The 19,984-nt window shown below is 61.8% G+C and carries 19 protein-coding genes and 2 tRNA genes; 14 read left to right on the top strand and 7 right to left on the bottom strand.

Annotated elements, in window-relative coordinates:
• The first annotated feature begins 4 nt into the window (after positions 1–4).
• A complete protein-coding gene (locus BN1128_RS15035; protein ID WP_042870181.1) occupies positions 5–520 on the top strand; it encodes a hypothetical protein in 516 nt (171 codons plus the stop codon).
• The gene (locus BN1128_RS15030; RefSeq protein ID WP_042870179.1) at positions 517–1,797 is read left to right on the top strand and encodes a sigma 54-interacting transcriptional regulator; all 1,281 of its coding nucleotides are present in this window, start codon (positions 517–519) and stop codon (positions 1,795–1,797) included. The genes BN1128_RS15035 and BN1128_RS15030 overlap by 4 nt, the downstream gene beginning before the upstream one ends.
• Before the next feature lie 46 nt (positions 1,798–1,843).
• On the opposite strand, the gene BN1128_RS15025 is transcribed toward BN1128_RS15030, so the two are convergent.
• Positions 1,844–2,326, bottom strand: a complete 483-nt coding sequence (locus BN1128_RS15025; protein WP_042870177.1) for a DUF1097 domain-containing protein — start codon at positions 2,324–2,326, stop codon at positions 1,844–1,846.
• A gap of 373 nt (positions 2,327–2,699) precedes the next feature.
• Between BN1128_RS15025 and msrP the strand changes: the two genes are divergently transcribed.
• Positions 2,700–3,704, top strand: coding sequence for a protein-methionine-sulfoxide reductase catalytic subunit MsrP (gene msrP / locus BN1128_RS15020; protein ID WP_042870176.1), 1,005 nt, complete (start codon positions 2,700–2,702; stop codon positions 3,702–3,704).
• Positions 3,695–4,327: a protein-methionine-sulfoxide reductase heme-binding subunit MsrQ gene (gene msrQ / locus BN1128_RS15015; RefSeq protein ID WP_042870174.1), complete on the top strand. Its 633-nt coding sequence runs from the start codon at positions 3,695–3,697 to the stop codon at positions 4,325–4,327. Before msrP ends, msrQ begins: the two co-directional genes overlap by 10 nt.
• 48 nt (positions 4,328–4,375) lie before the next feature.
• Here the strand turns inward: msrQ and BN1128_RS15010 are convergent, their stop codons facing one another.
• On the bottom strand, positions 4,376–4,624 hold the full coding sequence (locus BN1128_RS15010) for a PepSY domain-containing protein (protein WP_042870172.1): 249 nt from the start codon (positions 4,622–4,624) through the stop codon (positions 4,376–4,378).
• Between the two features lie 63 nt (positions 4,625–4,687).
• Between BN1128_RS15010 and BN1128_RS15005 the strand changes: the two genes are divergently transcribed.
• The 4 genes from BN1128_RS15005 (at position 4,688) to BN1128_RS14990 (ending at position 7,732) form a co-directional block, all read left to right on the top strand.
• Positions 4,688–5,020: a PepSY domain-containing protein gene (locus tag BN1128_RS15005; RefSeq protein WP_042870170.1), complete on the top strand. Its 333-nt coding sequence runs from the start codon at positions 4,688–4,690 to the stop codon at positions 5,018–5,020.
• Between the two features lie 82 nt (positions 5,021–5,102).
• Entirely contained in the window at positions 5,103–5,759 is a 657-nt protein-coding gene (locus BN1128_RS15000) for an AHA_4052 family stress response regulator transcription factor (protein ID WP_005318517.1), read from the top strand.
• 37 nt (positions 5,760–5,796) lie between these two features.
• Positions 5,797–7,146 carry a sensor histidine kinase gene (locus tag BN1128_RS14995; protein WP_042870168.1) on the top strand — a complete coding sequence of 450 codons (1,350 nt, stop codon included), beginning with the start codon at positions 5,797–5,799 and terminating at the stop codon, positions 7,144–7,146.
• Between the two features lie 124 nt (positions 7,147–7,270).
• A complete protein-coding gene (locus BN1128_RS14990) occupies positions 7,271–7,732 on the top strand; it encodes a hypothetical protein (RefSeq protein WP_042870166.1) in 462 nt (153 codons plus the stop codon).
• Positions 7,733–7,883: 151 nt separating this feature from the next.
• Here BN1128_RS14990 and torA read toward each other — a convergent pair whose 3' ends face one another.
• Both torA and BN1128_RS14980 read right to left on the bottom strand, forming a co-directional pair.
• Positions 7,884–10,364 (bottom strand): trimethylamine-N-oxide reductase TorA, encoded by a 2,481-nt coding sequence (torA, locus tag BN1128_RS14985; RefSeq protein WP_042870163.1) that lies wholly within the window; start codon positions 10,362–10,364, stop codon positions 7,884–7,886.
• A gap of 22 nt (positions 10,365–10,386) precedes the next feature.
• Positions 10,387–11,517, bottom strand: coding sequence for a NapC/NirT family cytochrome c (locus BN1128_RS14980; RefSeq protein ID WP_042870161.1), 1,131 nt, complete (start codon positions 11,515–11,517; stop codon positions 10,387–10,389).
• Positions 11,518–11,883: 366 nt separating this feature from the next.
• Between BN1128_RS14980 and BN1128_RS14975 the strand changes: the two genes are divergently transcribed.
• Positions 11,884–13,854, top strand: coding sequence for a DNA topoisomerase III (locus tag BN1128_RS14975; protein WP_042870441.1), 1,971 nt, complete (start codon positions 11,884–11,886; stop codon positions 13,852–13,854).
• A 72-nt stretch (positions 13,855–13,926) separates the two neighbouring features.
• Here BN1128_RS14975 and BN1128_RS14970 read toward each other — a convergent pair whose 3' ends face one another.
• Both BN1128_RS14970 and BN1128_RS14965 read right to left on the bottom strand, forming a co-directional pair.
• Positions 13,927–15,282, bottom strand: coding sequence for a TrkH family potassium uptake protein (locus tag BN1128_RS14970; protein ID WP_042870159.1), 1,356 nt, complete (start codon positions 15,280–15,282; stop codon positions 13,927–13,929).
• Positions 15,279–15,932 carry a potassium channel family protein gene (locus tag BN1128_RS14965; RefSeq protein ID WP_042870157.1) on the bottom strand — a complete coding sequence of 218 codons (654 nt, stop codon included), beginning with the start codon at positions 15,930–15,932 and terminating at the stop codon, positions 15,279–15,281. Before BN1128_RS14965 ends, BN1128_RS14970 begins: the two co-directional genes overlap by 4 nt.
• 127 nt (positions 15,933–16,059) lie before the next feature.
• Here BN1128_RS14965 and murB point away from each other — a divergent pair, with 127 nt between their 5' ends.
• Together murB and birA are read left to right on the top strand one after the other, a co-directional pair.
• Entirely contained in the window at positions 16,060–17,097 is a 1,038-nt protein-coding gene (gene murB, locus BN1128_RS14960; RefSeq protein WP_042870155.1) for a UDP-N-acetylmuramate dehydrogenase, read from the top strand.
• The gene (gene birA / locus BN1128_RS14955) at positions 17,094–18,059 is read left to right on the top strand and encodes a bifunctional biotin--[acetyl-CoA-carboxylase] ligase/biotin operon repressor BirA (RefSeq protein WP_042870153.1); all 966 of its coding nucleotides are present in this window, start codon (positions 17,094–17,096) and stop codon (positions 18,057–18,059) included. The genes murB and birA overlap by 4 nt, the downstream gene beginning before the upstream one ends.
• A gap of 77 nt (positions 18,060–18,136) precedes the next feature.
• Here the strand turns inward: birA and coaA are convergent, their stop codons facing one another.
• Complete coding sequence (gene coaA / locus BN1128_RS14950; RefSeq protein ID WP_042870151.1) at positions 18,137–19,075, bottom strand: type I pantothenate kinase; 939 nt, start codon at positions 19,073–19,075, stop codon at positions 18,137–18,139.
• A 261-nt stretch (positions 19,076–19,336) separates the two neighbouring features.
• Between coaA and BN1128_RS14945 the strand changes: the two genes are divergently transcribed.
• The 3 genes from BN1128_RS14945 to BN1128_RS24145 form a co-directional block, all read left to right on the top strand.
• A tRNA-Tyr gene (locus tag BN1128_RS14945) sits at positions 19,337–19,421 on the top strand.
• A 38-nt stretch (positions 19,422–19,459) separates the two neighbouring features.
• Positions 19,460–19,534: transfer RNA gene (locus tag BN1128_RS14940), tRNA-Gly, on the top strand.
• A 172-nt stretch (positions 19,535–19,706) separates the two neighbouring features.
• Positions 19,707–19,984: GTP-binding protein (locus BN1128_RS24145; protein WP_042867337.1), on the top strand; the 278-nt coding region annotated here is incomplete at its 3' end.

Genomic DNA, 19,984 nt, shown 5'->3' with positions numbered 1-19,984 from the left:
TAAGATGAAACAATGTGTTGTTCCGGTATTGATGATGGGCCTGCTCACAGGCTGTTCCCTGTTGCCAGCGCATGAACCGGTGGCGTCGTCGGATCTCGCCCTCGCCAAGCGGATGGAGTTTGCCAACAAGGAGATGCAGGTGCGCCTGCAGTACTCGGACTGGCTGCTGGCCAGCCATGCCCAGCAGCGGGTGCAGGAGCGTCAGCGCCTCAAGGGGGCGACCGATATCGAGAGCCGGGTCAGCCTTGCCATGGTCAATACCCATCCGTCCGAGTCGGTGGCAAATCGGCGGGCCGGACTGGACAAACTCAAGAGCCTGCTGCCTGATCTGGGGCTGGATGCCCAGGCCTTCCTGCGCAGCTGGATTGCCCTCGGTGAGGAGCTGCTGGCCCGTGACAGCCGGCGCGACGATCAGAGTCAGGAGGTGCAGCGTCTGCGCCGCCAGATCGAACAGCTCTCCGCCATCGATGAACAGCTCAATCAGCGCAAGCTGAACGGCAATGGCGAGGCGCTAAAATGAGTCGCATCCTGCTGGTCGACGACGATGTCAGCCTGCTCAAACTGATGAGCATGCGCCTGCGCAGCCAAGGCTACGAGGTGGATACCGCCGACAGCGCCGAAGGGGCGCTGGACAGACTGCGCCAGCAGCGGGCCGATTTGGTGCTGAGCGATCTGCGCATGACCGGCATGGACGGATTGGCGCTGTTCGAGCGTATCCAGTCCCAGTGGCTGGGGCTGCCGGTCATTATCATGACAGCCCACGGCACCATACCGGACGCCATTCAAGCCACCCGTTCCGGGGTATTCAGCTTTCTCACCAAGCCCATCGACAAGGATGAGCTGTTCGCCACCATAGAGCATGCGCTGAGCCTGACTCGCCCAAAGCAGCGGCAGGATTGGCAATCGCTGATCCTGACCCGCAACCCACAGATGGAGCAGTTGCTGATCCAGGCCAACAGCATAGCCGGCATGGAAGTGCCCGTGCTGATCATGGGACCGTCCGGTTCCGGTAAAGGGGTGATGACCCAGGCACTGCATCAGGCCAGCAGTCGCCGTGACAAGCCGCTGCACGCCATCAACTGCGCCGCCTTGCCGTGGGCCGCGCTGGATCTGCAACTGTTTGGCGAGGACGGTCAGTCCGGCCTGTTCGAGCAGGCCAAGGGGGCGACCCTGTTTCTCGACGAGATAGGGGATCTGTCGGAGTCATTGCAGGCCAAGCTGCTGCAGGTGCTGCAGGAGTACGGTCAGGGCATCCCCGAGGTGCGGGTCATCAGCTCCAGCCATCAGGATCTGGTGGCGGCGATGGAGGAGGGGCGCTTTCGGGAGGATCTCTTCTACCGCCTAAACGTGGCCAACATCACCTTGCCGCCCCTCAGTGCCCGCAGTGAAGACATTCCGCTGCTGGCCAGACAGGCGCTGGACGAATATCGCAGCCGTCACGGTGACTGCGCCGCCCTCGGCTTCTCCCCGGAGGCGCTGGCACTGCTGGCCGCGGCGGGCTGGCCCGGCAACGTACGCCAGCTCTACAGCGTGGTGGAGCAGCTGGCCAGCCTCTGCTGCAGCCCGGTGATCGGCGCCGCCATGGTGGAGTCCGCCCTGAGCGGTGGCAGTGGCGGCATCCCCTCGTTCAACGAAGCGCGTGCCGAGTTCGAGAAGGAGTATCTAATCCGCCTGCTGCGTACCACAGAGGGCAATGTGACCCTGGCGGCCAACATGGCGGGAAGAAACCGTACCGATTTTTACAAGCTATTGAATCGGCACGGTATAGAGGCTGCAAACTTCAAGTCGAAGGGATAAGCCGGGCAGGCCTGCATTCCGACCATTATCCGCCGGTGAACGCCATTCAGGCCGGATCGACCACGGCGGTAGCGGCCTGGGCTTTCTGAGTTTTCTGGGAGAGCCAGAGGCCGCTCGCCTTCATCAGGTAACCGAACAGCGCGCCTATCACCAGGGAGGGCAGTATCAGTCGCCACTCTCCTGCGGCCCCGAAGGTGGCGCAGCAACCGGCGAAGGTGCCGGGAATGTAGCCGAGCCACTGCTGCTTGGCCTGCACGCACATCAAAGTCGCGACCACCCCCGTCATCATGTAACCCGCCACACCGGCTCCCCACCAGGCATCCCCGTGGATCAGCAGCAGGGCCCACAGCATGCCGCTCACATTGCACAACATGGTTTGCAGCAGCGCCTTGTAGCCACCGCTGGAGGCGAAGTAGCTGGTACAGCCGAGGAAGCCGACCCAGGAGATGAGGCCGAGGGCGACGGCGACCCAGCCCCAGATGGCGGAGAGGATCCCGGTCGTGATGGCGATGGCGATCAATGGGCTCATGGTGTGACTCTTCAAAGTAGTGACATCTGGAAAAAGGGGGAGCCTACCCCTCGCAGGGGGGGCGGCAAGCAGGGGCGGAATTGTGTGTGATCTTCATCACTCATTTCAACTCAGGAATACGCTTGCGCTCGCGAAAAAAATTCATTGGTGGCGTCTTTGGCCCTGCACCATAGTTAGAGGCCCTGTCCTGCTCATGGAGTGAGTCTGATGGTGCCAAATGTGATCGTTCCTCTGCTGGTGTTCGTAGTGCTGTTCCTGGTCGGAACCATGGCCAAGGCCCTGCCCCTGCACCAACTCATGTAAATTTGTGTGAAATAAAACTCGGCCGGGGCGGGTCTTATGGTTATCACCCTCATAGCCCCGGGAGTTTTTCATGTTGATCAAGCGCCGCTCTTCCCACCATCCCACCGAGCAGGATGTCACCCCGGAAGCCGTCTATCAGGATCGCCGCCTCATCCTGAAGGGGCTGGGGCTGGGGGCCGCGACCCTGGCGTTTCCCGCTCAGGCGGGCGTGCTCGATCTCTTCTCCGCCGACAAGCCGATTCCTGCCGCCGCGACCAGGCCGCTCAACATCCATGCCGCCGCCCGGCCCGAGGGTGTGATCATCACCCCGGAGGAGAAGGCCACCACCCACAACAACTTCTATGAGCTGGGCACCGACAAGGGGGACCCGGCCCGCAATGCCCATTACCTCAAACCCGAACCCTGGACCCTCAAGGTGGAGGGGGAGGTGGCCAAGCCGTTTACGCTGGACGTGTGGGATCTCATCAACAAGAGCACGCTCGAAGAGCGCATCTACCGGCTGCGCTGTGTGGAGGCCTGGTCCATGGTGCTGCCCTGGAGCGGCATCTCGCTGGCAGACCTCATTCGCCGTGCCGAGCCCAACAGTCGCGCCAGGTTCGTGGCCTTCGAGACCCTCTATGACCCCGAGCAGCTGCCGGGACAGGCGTCCCGCTCCCTCGGTGGCGGCATCGATTATCCCTACGTGGAGGGGCTGCGCATCGACGAGGCGATGAATCCGCTCTCCTTCCTGGCGATGGGCCTCTACGGCAAGACGCTGCCCGCCCAGAACGGGGCACCGATCCGGCTGGTGGTGCCCTGGAAGTACGGCTTCAAGAGCATCAAGAGCATAGTTTCCATCCGGCTGGTGGAGGAGATGCCACCCACTACCTGGAATCTGCTGGCATCGAACGAATATGGCTTCTATGCCAACGTCAATCCACAGGTGGATCATCCGCGCTGGAGCCAGGCCAGCGAGCGCTTCATCGGCGAAGGGGGCATCTTCGGCGCCAAGCGTCAGCCGACCCTGATGTTCAACGGCTATGCCGACGAGGTGGCCTCGCTCTATCAGGGGATGGATCTGAGAAAATGGTACTGAGATTGACGTCGACGCATATCAAGGGCCTGCGGGCTCTGGTGCATCTGGGCTCCCTCGGCTTTCTGCTCTGGCTGGGGTACGCCCTGCCAGCCGGATTGCTGGGGGGAGATCCGGTACAGGGGCTGACCCACTATCTCGGCAAGGGGGCGCTGCATCTGCTGTTGCTCACTCTGCTGGTGTCACCGCTGGCAAAACGCTGGCGGCAGGGGCAGCTCATCAAGCTGCGACGCCCCCTCGGGCTCTGGTGCGCGGCCTGGGCCGGTTTGCACTTTATGGTCTGGCTGGGACTGGATTTGCAGTTCGACTGGGGCTTGATTGGCGGCGAGCTGGTGAAGCGCAGCTACATACTGGTGGGGGCGCTGGCGCTCTTGCTGCTGGTGGCGCTGAGCATCACCTCGATCCCGGCCCTGCTGCGGACCATGGGGCCGGCCTGGCAGAAGCTGCACAACTGGATCTACGTCGTCGCCCTGCTGGTGCCTGTGCACTACTGGTGGTCGGTGAAGAGTGGCTGGCAGGAGCCGCTCATCTATTTGCTGCTGGCCTGTGCCCTGCTGTGGCCACGGCGGGACAAGCTGCTGCGCCCCTGGCGCCAGCGTCAGCAACAAAAACTGAAAGAGGCGTGACACGTTGCGCGTTCATCCGGCGCGCGTAGCGCACATAGCAAAAGAGGCCTAGTCGGCCTCTTTTTTGGTGATCTCCCCGTTGTAGGCATCGACCAGCAGCTGCACGCGTTGCTCCCGGACATCCAGGGTTTCTACCTCGAATTTATCCCCTTCCAGCTCCACTTCCCGAATGTCGTGGTACCCTTGGGCCAACAGCAACTTGACCAGCGCCGGCATGTCGAGACGCGCCTGGGCCGCCCAGCCAAGGGTGGAAAAGAGGCAAAGGATCAGCAGGATACTGCGTGGGATCATATTCATTCCGGATTCATGGCTGGCAGACTATAAACGGCATTATGTTAGGTTTTTGGAGATGAATCATCCATGAATAGAGCCCTGTCTCTGCTTGGGTTGCTGCTGCCCGTGATGGCGCAGGCAACCACGCCGAACGAGGCCTTGCTGCAACAAGCTGTCAGCGAGGGTCGGATCAGGCCCTTTCATGAGGTGATGGAGGTGGCCTCTCACCTGCCGGTGCGCGTGCTGCGCGTCGATCTGGGGGAAGAGGATGGCATCTGGTTGTATGAGCTCAAGCTCATCGACAGCGAGAACAGCGTCATCAAGGTGGGCTATCGCGCCGACAACCTGGAGATGGTGTGGCTCAAGGGCCATCATCTGGAGCGGCTGTTCGAGCCTCGCCCTCCACCGGAAGAAGAGTGACCCGGCTGGGCGCTCGGGCAGAAATGGCTGCCCGACCCCCTCTCCGCTGACGCAAGTGTAACCCTGCTTTGGATACCCATTTATGCGCATTCTGATAGTTGAAGATGAGAAGACACTGGCGGGCCAGCTGGCGGAACAGCTGCGTCTGTCCGGTTTCGTGACCGACCTTTGTCATGATGGCAACGAGGCCGGCTTTCTTGGCGAGACCGAGCCCTATGACGCCATCATCCTGGATCTCGGCCTGCCGGGTCGCGATGGCCTGAGCGTGCTGAAAGAGTGGCGCAGCAAGGGGATAGATACCCCTGTGCTGGTGCTGACCGCCCGCGGCCAGCTGCACGAGAAGATTGAAGGGCTCAATGCCGGTGCCGACGACTACCTCACCAAGCCGTTCCAGGTGGCCGAGCTGGTGGCGCGGGTGCAGGCGCTGGTGCGGCGGGCGGCGGGCAATGCCAGCTCGATCCTGGAGATAGGCGGAGTGCGGCTCGACATGGCGGCCTCCCAGGTGTGGTACGAAGGCACCCCCATCAAGCTCACCGCCCACGAGTTCCGGGTGCTGGGTTACCTGATGCAGCACAGGGGCAAGGTGGTGTCGCGCAGCGAGCTGATCGACCACATCTATGCCCAGGATTTTGACCGCGACTCCAATACCGTCGAGGTGTTCATCGGCCGGATCCGCAAGAAGACCCACGCCGATCTGATTGAGACTGTGCGTGGCCTCGGATACCGGATCAACGAATGAGTCAGGCCTTGATGCAATCGCCGCAAGGGGGCGGTGAATGAGGCTGGTACGGACCCTGCGGGGGCGGCTGGTGGTTATCGCCCTAGTCTGGTGCGGCCTCTTCCTGTTCGCCACAGGTTTCAGCCTGCAGACCATGATGCGCAACTACTGGCAGGAGGCGGAAGCCGACGGACTGCGCCTGCAGCTCTATGATCTGCTCTCCCGGCTCGAAATCCAGCCAGATGGTCTGCCCATCGTCACCGAGCCCATGGCCGATCCCCGTTTCCGTCAACCTTACTCCGGCTACTACTGGCAGCTGGAGCTGGGAGATGCCGTGGTCAGCCGTTCCCGCTCCCTGTGGGATGTACACCTCGACGTGCACGGCCTGAAGTCGGCGTTTGGCGATCCCGATCTGTTCGTCGGCAAGGGGCCCAACAAGGAGCCGCTGCTGATCATGACCCGCGCCGTGCTGCTGCCGGGTTCGGATCGGGTGTTTACCCTGGTGATGGCCAAGGACAGCAGTGCTCTGACCCAGACCCTGAAGAAGACCCGGCTCAGCCTGTTCCTCGGCCTCGGCTTTGCCGCCACCGGTCTGGTGCTGGGCTTCATGTTCCAGATCGTCTATGGTCTGCGCCCGCTGCATCTGCTGCGCCGCGAGCTGGGGCGGGTCCATCAGGGTCATCAGGAGGGGTTTCGGCTGCGTTATCCACTGGAGATCCAGCCACTGGTGGAGGACATCAACCGCCTGCTCCACCACTACGGCGAGCTGCTGCAACGGGCCCGTTCCCACACCGGCAATTTGGCCCACGCCCTCAAGACGCCGCTCAGCATAATGCGCAATCAGGTGGCTCAGTTGTCACCCGAGGATCAGGCCGCCATCGGCGAGCAGCTCGACCAGATCCAGCGCCACATCGACTATCACCTTGGCAAGGCCCGGGTGACGGGCGCCGCCAAGATCCTCGGGGTGTCGACCCCGGTGCGGGCACGGGTGGAGTACATCTGCCGCGCCTTTGCCCGGCTCTATCCGGGCAGGGAGGTGGATCTGCAGGTGCCGGCCAATCTGGCGGTCGGGGTGGAAGAGCAGGACTTCGACGAGATGGTGGGCAACCTGCTGGAGAACGCCTTCAAGTGGTCGGCCGGCCAGCTGCGCATCTCCAGCGCCGAGCTGGGGGGCTGGATCACCCTGCGCATCGAGGATGACGGCCCCGGCATGAGCGAGGATCAGATTGCCAAGGCGGTGCTGCGCGGGGTACGGCTCGACGAGAAGGTGCCGGGCTCCGGGCTCGGCCTCAACATAGTCTCCGATCTGGCCGAGGCCTACAGAGGCAATCTCATCATGGGCCGGGCGGAATTGGGTGGCCTGGCGGCGTCTCTGTCACTGCCCAAGGTGGCAAGGGTAGAGAGCTAGGGATCAAGCCCATTATGGGGCGAATGAAATTGGGGTGGTCCGTTTCCTGCTATCGCTCAAGGTGGCACGGGGAGCGGGCCAAGCATAAGATAAGACACTTGTTCAAGCCTGAGGAAGGGTAGCAATGACAGACGATCCATGGGCACTATGTCATCTTGATGACTCGTTCGATTCCTCTGTACTGGGGATCAAGGGGGCTCAGCTCCAGTGGTTCGAGGACAGAGAGAGCCTGATCGCATTTCTGCTGGAAGATTTCATCGATCTGCTGGCCGATGTGGGTGAGCTGGACGAAGACGAAATCGCCAGCGCCCGCGAGCGCTTCACCCTGCTGGTGGAGCAGATCAGAGACGATCGCGGTCTGGTGGATGCGCTCAACGATCTCGCCTCCGGCCTGCGCCGCATCGCCTGGCTGGGGCCGCTCTCCGAGCTGGCCGAGGTCAGCGACGACTTCGCCGCCGGCCTGCGCCGCTATTTCTGGACCCAGTACGATGGCGATGAAGATGACCCGGATGCCTGGGTGCCGGAAGAGCTCTGGCCCCAGCTGGTGGAGTGCGCGGAAGAGTACATGCAGGAAGGCGACTTCTGAGTCACCTTGCCCATGCTCCGGCTGCAGAGCGGGTGGCGTGTGCGGAAGAGCGCATGCAGTAAAAGAGCTTCTGAGTCTTCACTGCCACAGTAAATTGACAGCAATAAAAAACGGCGCCTGATGGCGCCGTTTTTGTTGGTCGAGTGCGGACTCAGCCGTTGGCCGGGACCGCGTGAGCGGTATTGGCCAGTGCCGGGCCCCTGTATTTCTCGATCTGCAGCTGGGCCATGTGACCGCAGTTGCCCTGCGCCAGGCTGGAGGTGCCCTCGTCGAAGGTCAGGCAGTTGACGTTGCCGTTCTTGCAGATGGCCCCCACCTCGCCCGGTTTGGCCGGGTCGAACCAGGCCCCTTCACAGATGCGCACCACGCCCGGACGAATGTCTTTCGACACCAGGGCGCCCACCAGGATCTGGCCGCGATCGTTGAAGGCGCGCACCAGGTCCCCATCCTGAATGCCACGGGCCTTGGCATCATCCGGGTGGATCAGGATGGCCTCGCGATCGGCGATGGCGAACTTGTCTCGCAGCGGCGTGTTGTCCAGCTGGGAGTGCAGGCGCTGGGTCGGGTGCGAGGTGTTGAGCGACAGCGGATAACGGCTGGCCGTTTCGCTCTTCACCCACTCCTTGGGCTCATACCACTTGGGATGGCCGGCGCAGTCGGCATATCCCATACCGGCGATGGTGTTGGAGAAGATCTCGATCTTGCCGGACGGGGTGCCGAGCGGGTTGAGCAAGGGGTTCTCGCGAAAATCGGCGTGACGGATCCACTGGCGATTCGCCTCCGGAATAGGGAAGCGGATGTAGTTGTTGGACTCCCAGAACATGGTGAACGGCGGCAGTGCCACCCGGGCGCCACGGGCCTGGGCGGCCATGCCGTCATACATCTGCTTGAGCCACAGCATCTCGTCCTTGCCTTCGGTATAAGCCTCCAGCAGGCCCAGCTTGGCGGCGATGGCGCTGAAGATGTCGAAGTCGTTGCGTGACTCGTGCTGGGGCGGCACGCACTGGTGCATGGGGAACACGTAGCGCTGGGAGTAATCGCCCCCCATCTCCAGATCGTTGCGCTCATAGCTGGTGGTGGCCGGCAGCACTATATCGGCGTGCTTGGCGGTGGCGGTCCAGTAGGGCTCGTGGACTATCACAGTCTGCGGCTTGCGCCACGCCTTGAGCAGGTTGTTGGTGTCCTGATGGTGGTGGAAGGGGTTGCCACCCGCCACATAGACCAGCTTGATGTCCGGATAGCTGAGCTGACGGCCGTTGAAGTCGATGGTCTTGCCCGGATTGGCGAGACAGTCGGCGATGCGGGCCACCGGGATCGGCGCCGGGCTGTTCTTGGGTGCATTGCCGGCCGAGATACCCGCCAGGATGCCGCCCTTGGCGGTGGGGCTGCCACCGGAGGAGTAGTGGTAGCTGAAGCCGTAACCGCCACCGGGCAGGCCGATCTGGCCCAGCATGGCGGCCAGGGTCACCAGCATCCAGTTGGGCTGCTCGCCGTGATGCTGACGCTGCATGCCCCAGCCCGCCATGATCATGGTGCGCTTGGACGCCATGTCGAGGGCCAGCTGACGGATCACGGCGGCATCGACGCCGCAGACTGTGCTCGCCCACTCGGCGCTCTTCGACTGGCCATCTTCCTTGCCCAGCAGGTAGGAGAGGAACTTGTCGAAACCGCTGGTGTAGCGATCGAGGAAGGCCTGATCGTGCTTCTGCTCGGTATAAAGGGTGTGGGCCACCCCCAGCATCATGGCCACGTCGGTATAGGCGTTCGGCGCAATCCACTCGGCCCCGGCCAGTTTGGCGGTCTCGTTGTAGACCGGATCGATGCTGATGATGCGAGTGCCCTTCTCCTTGAGCGCCTGGAAGCCGGCCTGACCTTCGTGGTCCGGCATGTTCCAGCTGTTCTTCAGAGTCACCTGGGCGTTGACGCCCCACAGCACCACCAGTTCGGCGTGTTCGATCACGTTCGGCCAGGCGGTCTGCTGCTCATACACCTCGATGGAGCCCATGACGTGGGACATGATCACCTGGGCGGCGCCAGCGGAGTAGTCACCGGCATAACCGGTGAAGCCACCGGCCAGGTTCATCAGGCGGTGCAGCAGGGTACGGCTGTTGTGGAACATGCCGACGCTCTTCCAGCCGTAGGAACCGGCGTGGATCGCCTGCGGGCCGAAGTCGCTCTGCACCCGGCCAATCTCGCCGGCTACCAGCTCGATGGCCTTGTCCCAGCTCACCCGGACCCATTCGTCGGCGCCGCGTAGCTCGGGTCTGGCACCCGGGCCGTGCTCCAGCCAGCTCTTGCGCACCATGGGGTACTTGATGCGGTTCTTGGCGTGAACCTGGAACGGGGCCATGTCGATGAGATCGTTCGGCGCCGGATCATCGGCCACCGGCTGGACGCGCACCATGCGGCCCTCTTCGACTATGGCCTCGAAGGCACCCCAGTGGGCGCCGGTCAGTATGCCTTTCTGGGCCGGGACCAGGGTCGGGAACTGTTCCAGCGCCGTGCTGATGGCCTGGGCCAGGGCACTCTTCGGGAAGATGCCGGCGAGCAGCGGCAAGGCCGCGCAGGCGCCGAGCCCCTTGAGCAGGTTGCGGCGGGACAGATTGGTTTTCTTATCGGTAAAAAAAGTCATGACGATTTCCTCTGTGCCAGCCTTAGTGCGCCGCGCTCATGTCACTGGCATGTTTCTGGACGTATTGGGTCAACATGCGAGCCTGTTCCGGGGTCAGGGAGGTACGGGATTCCATCCCCTTGATGACGCCGATCCACTGGTTGGCATTGAAGTGATCCAGCGCCGTGAGGCCGTGGCAGCCGGTACAGTTGTTGGACATCAGGGTGGAGGCGTATTGCCACAGCTTGCCCTGATCGCCGATGAGCTGGCTCTGATCCACCCAGGCGGTCAGCTTGACCTGATGCCAGGTGAGGTTGGTGGCGCTGTCGGTTTCGCTCTGGCCGGTGACCAGGGATTTTTTGGCGTTATCGCCGACCAGTACGCTGAGGATCCGCTTGCCGGGGGCGGCGTAGAAGACTTCGCTCACGCCGTCCTGCTGCCAGCCTTCGATCTGCACCTGGGCGCGGCCATTTTCGTTGGCCAGCACTTCCACCTTGGTGGAGGGCATCAGGGTGCCTTCGTCTGTCTTGGCGGCGGCATCGAGGAACAGCGGTGCCGTGGCGATGGCGTAACGGGTGGTGACGTTGGCCGGGGTCTGGGCGGCAGCCTGGGCCAGCTCGCTCGCACCGGCGGCAGCCAGCTCGCTCATGTCAGGCATGATGTGGGCGACACCGCGGTGGCAGTCGATGCAGGTCTGGCCTTCCTTGATGGCGACCGGGTGCTCGGCCCGGGCATTGGGGCGCTGGGCCAGAATGTCCATGGCGGCGTAGCTGTGGCAGCTGCGGCAGGTAGCAGAGTCATTGGCCTTGAGCTCGTCCCACACCGACTGGGCCATGCGCAGCTTGTGTGATTCGTATTTCTCTGGGGTATCGAGGGTGCCGATAGCCTCATGATAGATATCCTTCACGGCGCGGATCTTGGTCCACAGATAGGCGCTGGGTTCATTGGGGATGTGGCAGTCTGCACACTCGGCCCGGATGCCCTTCACGTTCTGGAAGTGGACGCTGCCCTGATACTCGGCCAGCGGGGTTTGCATGGAGTGGCAGGAGACGCAGAACTCGGTAGAACTGGTTTTATGCATCACTGTCACTGTGACACCCAATGCCGCGACGCCCAGCAGGGCCCCGAGCAGCAGGAGCCAGAACCAGGTCTTTCTCAATAATTTTCCAAGCATGGCGGCGTTTTCCTACGATCAAATATTACCAATATAGTAGTAGCTAGGGAGAGGTAGGGGCTTGACCTCCATCATGATTTTTATTTTGTATTGTTATTTTAAATGCATTTATTATTTCGTATTTTATCATTTAATTGAATTTAATTTAACTTCGGCTCCTTTATCATCCCGTTCGCACTCGTTCGGGCCAAGTTTCATCATCTGGCTCGCATGAGCATCCTCAAGGGTAGTTGCATCCTTGACCCCGAGTCGCGTCGCTGACCGACTGTGTGCTCGTGATCACCGAACCCGCGGGTGGCCGGGCTTGGGCTTTGCAAAAGGCTCGGTATATACTGTTCGCATATACAGTATTCAGGTATGTTTGCCATGCGACTCTTTATCGCCGAGAAGCCCAGTCTGGGCCGCGCCATTGCCGATGTGTTGCCCAAGCCCCACAAGAAGGGGGAGGGCTTCATCGAGACTGCCGAGGGGGACGTGGTGACCTGGTGCATCGGCCACCTGCTGGAGCAGGCCGAGCCCGATGCCTACGACGCCGCCTTCAAGCAGTGGCGCATGGAGCAACTGCCCATCATCCCCGCCCAGTGGCAACTGGTGGCCAAGCCCAAGACCAAAACCCAGCTCACCGTCATCAAGCGGTTGATCAAGCAGGCCGACTGCGTGGTGAATGCCGGCGATCCGGACAGGGAAGGGCAACTGCTGGTGGATGAGGTGATCGATTTTCTCGGCTACCCCAAGACCAGGCCGGTGCAGCGCTGTCTCATCAGCGATCTCAACCCGCCGGCAGTGCGCCGTGCCCTCGACAAGCTCAGGGACAACAAGGAGTTCGTGCCGCTGGCGGTATCGGCGCTGGCCCGCAGCCGCGCCGATTGGCTCTATGGCATCAACATGACCCGGGCCTACACCCTGCTCGGTCGCAAGGGCGGTTGCAGCGAGCTGCTGTCGGTCGGCCGGGTGCAGACCCCGTTGCTGGGGCTGGTGGTGCGGCGGGATCTGGAAATAGAGGCCTTCGTACCCAAGCCCTTCTACGAGGTGCTGGCCCATGTGGTGACCGAGGGCAACGAGCGCTTCAGCGCCAAGTGGCTGCCTTCCGAGGCTTGCCTGCCCTGGCAGGACGAGGAGGGGCGAGTGCTCAACCGGGCGCTGGCCGCCAAGGTGGTGGAGCGGATCCAGGGTCAACCCGCATCGGTGGAAGGGGTGGAGGAGCAGGCCCGCAAACAGGCGGCGCCGCTGCCCTACAACCTCTCCAGCCTGCAGATCGATGCCGCCAAACGTTTTGGCATGGATGCCAAGCGGGTGCTGGATGTGTGTCAGGGGCTCTACGAGCGCCACAAGCTCATCACCTACCCGAGATCCGACAGTCGCCACCTGCCGAGCGATCATTTCAACCGGGCTGCCCAGATACGGGAGGCCATAGCCGCGACCGCGCCGGTGCTGGCCAGGGCGGTGAGCGAGGCGGACGGCAAGATCCGCAGCAAGGCGTGGAATGACAGCAAGGTGGATGCCCACCACGCCATCATTCCCACCGAGAAACGCGGCAACGAGGCCAGCCTCAGCGGCGATGAGGCCAAAATTTACGGTCTGGTGGCGCGCCAGTACCTGCTGCAGTTCTATCCCCCGTTCGAGTACAACGACAGCAAGGTGCTGCTGCGTATCGCGGGTGGCCTGTTCCAAGCCAAGGCTCGCCGCATCCTCAAGGCGGGCTGGAAGGCGCTGCTGGGGGTCGAAGAAGATGACGACGAAGAGAAAGCCGGTACCCTGCCCGCCCTGAAAGAGGGGGAGCAACTGCTGTGCGAGCGCGGCGAGCTGCTGGAGAAGATGACCCAGGCGCCCAAGTCGTTCACCGACGCCACCCTGCTGGCCGCCATGACCGGCATAGCCCGCTACGTGCAGGATCCCGAGATCCGCAAGACACTGCGCGAGACCGATGGCCTGGGCACAGAGGCGACCCGGGCCGGCATCATAGACCTGCTGTTCAAGCGCCGTTTTCTGGTGCGCCAGGGCAAGAGCATCAAGGGCACGCCCACTGGACGGGCACTGATCCTGGCGCTGCCGGCCACCGCCACCACACCGGACATGACGGCCCTGTGGGAGCAGAGCCTGGGCCAGATCGCCGAACGGCACGCCAGCTACCAGCAATTTATGGGGCCGCTGACGGAGCAGTTGAACACCTTGATCGAGGGGGCCAGGCAGGATTCCGGCGCCAGCTTCAGCGCCTTGCCCAAGGCCGCACCGGGGGCCAGCAAGCAGCGCTTCACCCGCCGCAAGAGCAGTGCGGGGACGGCTGGCACGGCTCGCAAGAGTGCGGGCAAGCGACCGGTCAAGGCCAAGGTGGCCTGAGCCGTTGAACCGGGCGTTAATGCGGAGAAAGAGAAGGGGCCATGATGGCCCCTTGTTCTTATAGATGCGGGCTCAGCCCGTATAGACACCCTCTTCCGGGTACTTGATGCGGGTCTCGCTCGGGCGCGCCAGCATGAAGGCCAGGGTCAGCGGGCCGAGACGGCCGCAGATCATCACCAGCACCAGAATGAGCTTGCCCGGGTCGCTCAGGCCCGCGGTGATGCCGGTGGATAGGCCCACGGTGGCAAACGCCGATATGGTCTCGAACATGATCTTGTCGAAGGATTGCTGCTCAGTGATCATCAGCAGGAACATGGCCAACATCAGCACCATGGTGCTGACGATGATAATGGCCAGCGAACGGGTCACTATCTGGGGCGACAGGGTCCGGCCAAAGGCGGTGACGTGGGGGCGCTTGGTCAGGAATGCCTTGGTGGCCAGCAGCACCACCGCAAAGGTGGTTACCTTGATACCACCACCGGTAGAGGTGGCACCGGCACCGATAAACATCAGCATCATCATGAACAGCAGGGAGGCGGGTACCATCTGACCTACGTCGATGGAGTTGAAACCCGCGGTCCGCGTACTGGTGGACTGGAAGAAGGCCGCCAGCCACTGGCCCCCGAGGGAGGCCTTGCCGAGAGTGCCCGGGTTGTTGTGCTCCAGCAGCCAGAACATCAGGGTGCCGGCCAGCAACAGGGCTGGCGTCATGATCAGCATCAGCTTGCTGTGCAGCTTCAACTTGCGCCAGCGGCGGTTGCGTACCAGATCGACGATGACGGTGAAGCCAATCCCCCCCAGGATGATCAGCGCGGCTATGGTCAGGATGATGACGGGGTCGTCTCTGTAGTCCATGAGATTGTTGGCAAACAGCGAGAAGCCGGCGTTGTTGAAGGCCGATACCGCGTGGAAGAAGCTGACATAGAGGCCACGCTCCCAGCCCATCTCGGGCACCCAGCGTATCGCCATGAGGCCGGTGCCGATCAGCTGGGCGATGAAGGCAAACAGCACTATGCGCTTCACCAGCTGAATGATGTTGACCGATCCCTCCTGGCCCAGCGCCTCCTTGGCCAGTACCTGCTGGCGCAGGCCGACCCGCTTGCTGAACATGGCGATCAGCAGCAGCGTCATGGTCATCTGGCCCAGGCCGCCAATCTCCATCAGCATGATCAGGAAGATCTGCCCCTGCAGGGTGAATACTGTGCCGGTATCCACCACCCCGAGGCCGGTCACGCTGATGGCCGAGGTGGCGGTGAACAGGGCGTTGACGAAGGTGACCTCGCCGTTGTGACTGGAGGGCTGCACCAGAAACAGGGTACCGACCAGCAGTATGATCAGGAAACTGCCGAGGATCAGCTTGGCTTCGCTCCAGCGGGACTCATCATCCCGGTGCAGGGCGAAGGCGTAGCTGCTACGCCAACGTGTCATAAGGTTTCCAGCCAGTGGTCGATGGCATGCTTGTTGCCCGCCAGGATCAGGATGTCACCCAGTTGTAGCTCCATCTTGCCGGTCAGCACGTTGTGCAGCACCTGGCCACGCTTGATGGCCAGCAGTTGCAGCTCGGTCTGTTGCAGCAGGTGCAACTCGGCCAGGGTGCGGCCATTTTGCGGCAGACCTATGACGAACTCGGTCAGCACCATGTCGTGACCCAGCTCCAGGTAGTCGAACAGCCGGTTGTCCAGCATGCTCTGGGCGACCCGGCGACCCATGTCCCACTCGGGGTTGATCACCTTGTCTGCGCCGACCTTTTGCAGGATCTTGGCGTGGAACTTGTCGCGTGCCTTGACCCAGACCTTCTTCACTCCTGCTTCTTTCAGTACCAGCGTGGTGAGTATGCTGGTCTCGAGGTTGTCACCTATGGCGACGAAGACGATGTCAAAATTGGCCAGCCCCAGTTCGGCCACCGTGGCCTCATCGGTCGCATCGGCGACGACGACATGGTTGCACAGGGTGGCGATCTGACGAGTCTTGCTCTCGTCGATATCAATCGCCAGCACCTCGGCATCCTGCCGTTGCAGCTCTTCGCACAGGGCGCTGCCAAACAGCCCCAGGCCGATGACGGCAAATTGGTTGTTCATGAGTACTTCCTCAACAGTCGAAGCCGCATACTGTACTCCAGCGGATTGAGTCCGAAAAGAGGGCCGGATTTTTCGTCCTGCGGGAATATAAGGTAGACTGCCCGCTTGCCATTGTCGGGACACGCAGATGAAACTCACCCCTCACGCCTCCTTGTTGACGCTCAACACCCTCGCCCTAGATGCCCATTGCCTCTGGCTGGCGGAGGTGGAACAGGTCGACGACCTGCAGCAACTAGTGACTAACCCTGAACTGACCGACCTGCCTCGCCTGGTGCTGGGTGGCGGCAGCAATGTGCTGTTTTGCAATGATTTTTCCGGTCTGGTGGTACTCAACCGTTTGAAGGGCATTCAGCTGCAGGATGAGGGGGGGCACTGGTTGCTGCACGTGGCGGCCGGGGAAGAGTGGCATCAGCTGGTGTGCCACGCCCTGCAACAGGGATGGTACGGCCTGGAGAATCTGGCGCTGATCCCGGGCACGGTCGGCGCCGCGCCTGTACAGAACATAGGTGCCTATGGGGTCGAGCTGGCCAGCTTCTGTGCCTATGTCGAGGCGTTCAACTGGCAGAGTGGCCAGCTGGAGCGCATCGATGCCGCCGATTGTCACTTCGGCTACCGCGACAGCATCTTCAAGCACGCCTGTCAGGATTCCCATTTCATCACAGCCGTCGGCCTGCGCCTGCCCAAGGCCTGGGCGCCGGTGCTGGGTTACGGCCCGCTGGCGGCGCTCGGGGATGCGCCCACCGCGCAGGCGATTTTCGATACCGTCTGTGCCACCCGCCGTGCCAAGCTGCCGGATCCCGCCGTGCTCGGTAACGCGGGCAGCTTCTTCAAGAACCCCGTGGTGACGATGGCGCTGGCCGATACGCTCAAGCAGCAATATCCGCACATGCCCTGCTACCCGGCCGGGGAAGGGCAGGCCAAGCTGGCCGCGGGCTGGCTGATAGATCAGTGCGGCCTCAAGGGCTTTGCCATCGGCCGCGCCGCGGTTCATCAGGAGCAGGCGCTGGTGCTGGTCAACCTGGGGGGCGCCAGCGCCATGGAGCTCATCGCCCTGGCGGCCCATGTGCGCGACAGTGTGGAGCAGAAATTCGGGGTGGTGCTGGAGCACGAGGTGCGCTTCATGGGCCTGACCGGTGAGACCTGGCTCGATGAGGTACTGGCATGACACTTACTCCCACCAGACAGACGCTGATCACCCTGCTCAGCGATGGCCAGTTCCACTCAGGCGAGCAGCTCGGTGAGCAGCTCGGCATCAGCCGTGCGGCCGTGAGCAAGCACATGGCTGCGCTCAAGGAGCTGGGGCTGGATCTGTTCAGTCTGACCGGCAAGGGCTATCGGCTGGCGGTGCCCATGGCACTGTACGATCAGGTGCAGTTGCAGGCGCTGGCCCCCATGGCGCCGGTGCACTGCTTCCCGGTGATCGACTCCACCAACCAGTACCTGCTGGAGCGGGTCAACCAGCTGCAGTCCGGCGAGAGCTGTCTGGCCGAGTGCCAGACAGCGGGGCGCGGTCGCCGTGGCAAGCCCTGGGTCTCTCCCTTCGGCTGCCAGCTGATCCTGAGCATGTACTGGCGGCTCGAGCAGGGTATGGCGGCGGCCATGGGTCTGAGTCTGGCGGTCGGTGTGGCCGTGGTGCAGGCGCTGGAGTCGCTGGGTTATCCGGGGGTCGAGCTGAAGTGGCCGAACGATCTCTATTATCAGGGCCGCAAGCTGGCCGGCATTCTGGTGGAAATGAGCGGTAGCGCCGGCGCCAGCTGCAACCTGGTGATCGGGGTGGGCCTCAATCTGGCGATGCCGGCCCGGGAGGGCGAACGGATCGATCAGGCCTGGTCCGAGCTGCGCCACATACAGCCTGAACTGGTGGATCGCAATCTGCTGGCCGCCCGCATGCTCGAGCACCTGCAACAGGCCCTGCTGACCTTCGAGCAGAGTGGCCTGGCCAGCTTTGTCGACAACTGGAACCGGCTCGATCACTTCGCCGGCCGGCCGGTGCGCCTCCTGATGGGGGATCAGGAAATTCGTGGGGTAGCTCGCGGCATAGATGATCGCGGCGCCCTGCGCCTGGAGACAAGTGAGGGGATAAAGTTCTATCTGGGGGGCGAAATCTCCCTGCGCCGGGGCGACTGAGTCCTTGTCACTGCGAATGCAATGAAAGAGGGGGCCTGCGGGCCCCCTCTTCGTTCAGGTACTGTGTGCCTCGGTCATCACTTGCGCAGCTTGATCTGCTCGATGGCATGCTCGTGACCCTTGGTCAGGATCAGGTTGGCCCGTTCCCGGGTCGGCAGGATGTTTTCTTGCAGATTCAGATAGTTGATATCTTGCCATATGGTGTTGGCAATCTTGCTGGCTTCACTCTCCGCCAGTTTGGCGTAGTGATGGAAGTAGGAGTCCGGATCCGAGAAGGCGCCGCTGCGGAACTTGAGGAAGCGCTCGACATACCAGGTACGCAGCAACTCGGCATCGGCATCTACATAAATGGAGAAATCGACAAAATCCGACACGAAGACGCGATGGGGTTCCTGCGGGTAATCCATGCCGCTTTGCAGCACATTGAGCCCTTCCAGGATCAATATGTCAGGCTGCTCCACCACCTTCTTCTCATCGGGGATGATGTCGTAGATGAGGTGGGAGTAGACGGGGGCCTCGACCTTCTCGTGGCCGGCCCGGATATTGGCGACAAACTCCACCAGATGGCGGATATCGTAGGATTCCGGAAAGCCCTTGCGACGCATCAGGCCGCGCTCTTCCAGCACCTTGTTGGGATAGAGGAAGCCATCCGTGGTGACCAGCTCCACCCTTGGGTGCTCGGGCCAGCGCTCCAGCAGTGCCTGCATGATGCGGGCCGTGGTGCTCTTTCCCCCCGCCACGCTGCCGGCGATGCTGATGATGTAGGTGCCCTTGCCACGGGACTGGCCGAGGAACTGCTCCAGTACCCGGCTGCGGCGCTGCTTGGCCTTGACGTAGAGATTGAGCAGGCGGGAGAGGGGCAGATAGATCTCTTCCACCTCCTGCAATGACACCTTCTCGTTGATCCCGCGCAGGGTCTGCAAATCGTGTTCGGTCAGGGTCAGGGGGACAGCATCGCGCAATAACGCCCATTGTTCGCGGGTGAATTGCAGATAGGGGTTATGCTCTGTCGTCATGGTGTCATCACTGTTTCTTGGGCAGGGCGACCATACACCAAGGGGTGGGGAGCGACAAGAGACGCAGCGGATTCGAGCAGAGACTGAGTCCTTTTTTGCATGCTTCCCGGCAATAATGCACATTTTGCAAGGAGCAATGGTTGCATCCCCAAAATCCTTACAATAAAATGCGCGACGCTTGGATGTCTGTCGCCTATTTGCCCGGCAAAAGCGACGAAACAACGGGTGCAAGCAGAATTACCGTTGTGGCATTTATGCATTGGAGGGGTTCCCGAGCGGCCAAAGGGATCAGACTGTAAATCTGACGGCTCTGCCTTCGAAGGTTCGAATCCTTCTCCCTCCACCATATTTCTCTGCGGTTTGAGTTCTTTGGGTTAGAGAAATGCGGGCATCGTATAATGGCTATTACCTCAGCCTTCCAAGCTGATGATGCGGGTTCGATTCCCGCTGCCCGCTCCAAGATGCTGATATGGCTCAGGCGATACCAAGAGTCACACCTTCGGGTGAGTTCGGCAATCGAACCTGGCTGTCAGCACCAACCTCTCTTCCCCACCAGATTCAAATCCATCATATAAACTGTTCTGTGGTTAGCTTGCCACCGCGTACTCAGCGTTAGTTTAGAGGGACGATCATGTCTAAAGAAAAATTTGAGCGTAATAAACCGCACGTTAACGTGGGTACCATCGGCCACGTTGACCACGGTAAAACCACCCTGACCGCCGCCATCACCAACGTGCTGGCCAAGCACTTCGGTGGTAAAGCTTTCGCCTTCGACCAGATCGACAAGGCGCCGGAAGAGCGTGAGCGTGGTATCACCATCAACACCTCCCACGTAGAATACGACACCGCCATCCGTCACTACGCGCACGTAGATTGCCCGGGTCACGCTGACTACGTTAAAAACATGAT

Origin of the sequence: Aeromonas piscicola, assembly GCF_000820005.1 — a bacterium.
Classification (GTDB): domain Bacteria; phylum Pseudomonadota; class Gammaproteobacteria; order Enterobacterales; family Aeromonadaceae; genus Aeromonas; species Aeromonas piscicola.
Note: the sequence above shows the minus strand (reverse complement) of the source record. Positions and strands in the feature narration are given on the sequence as shown.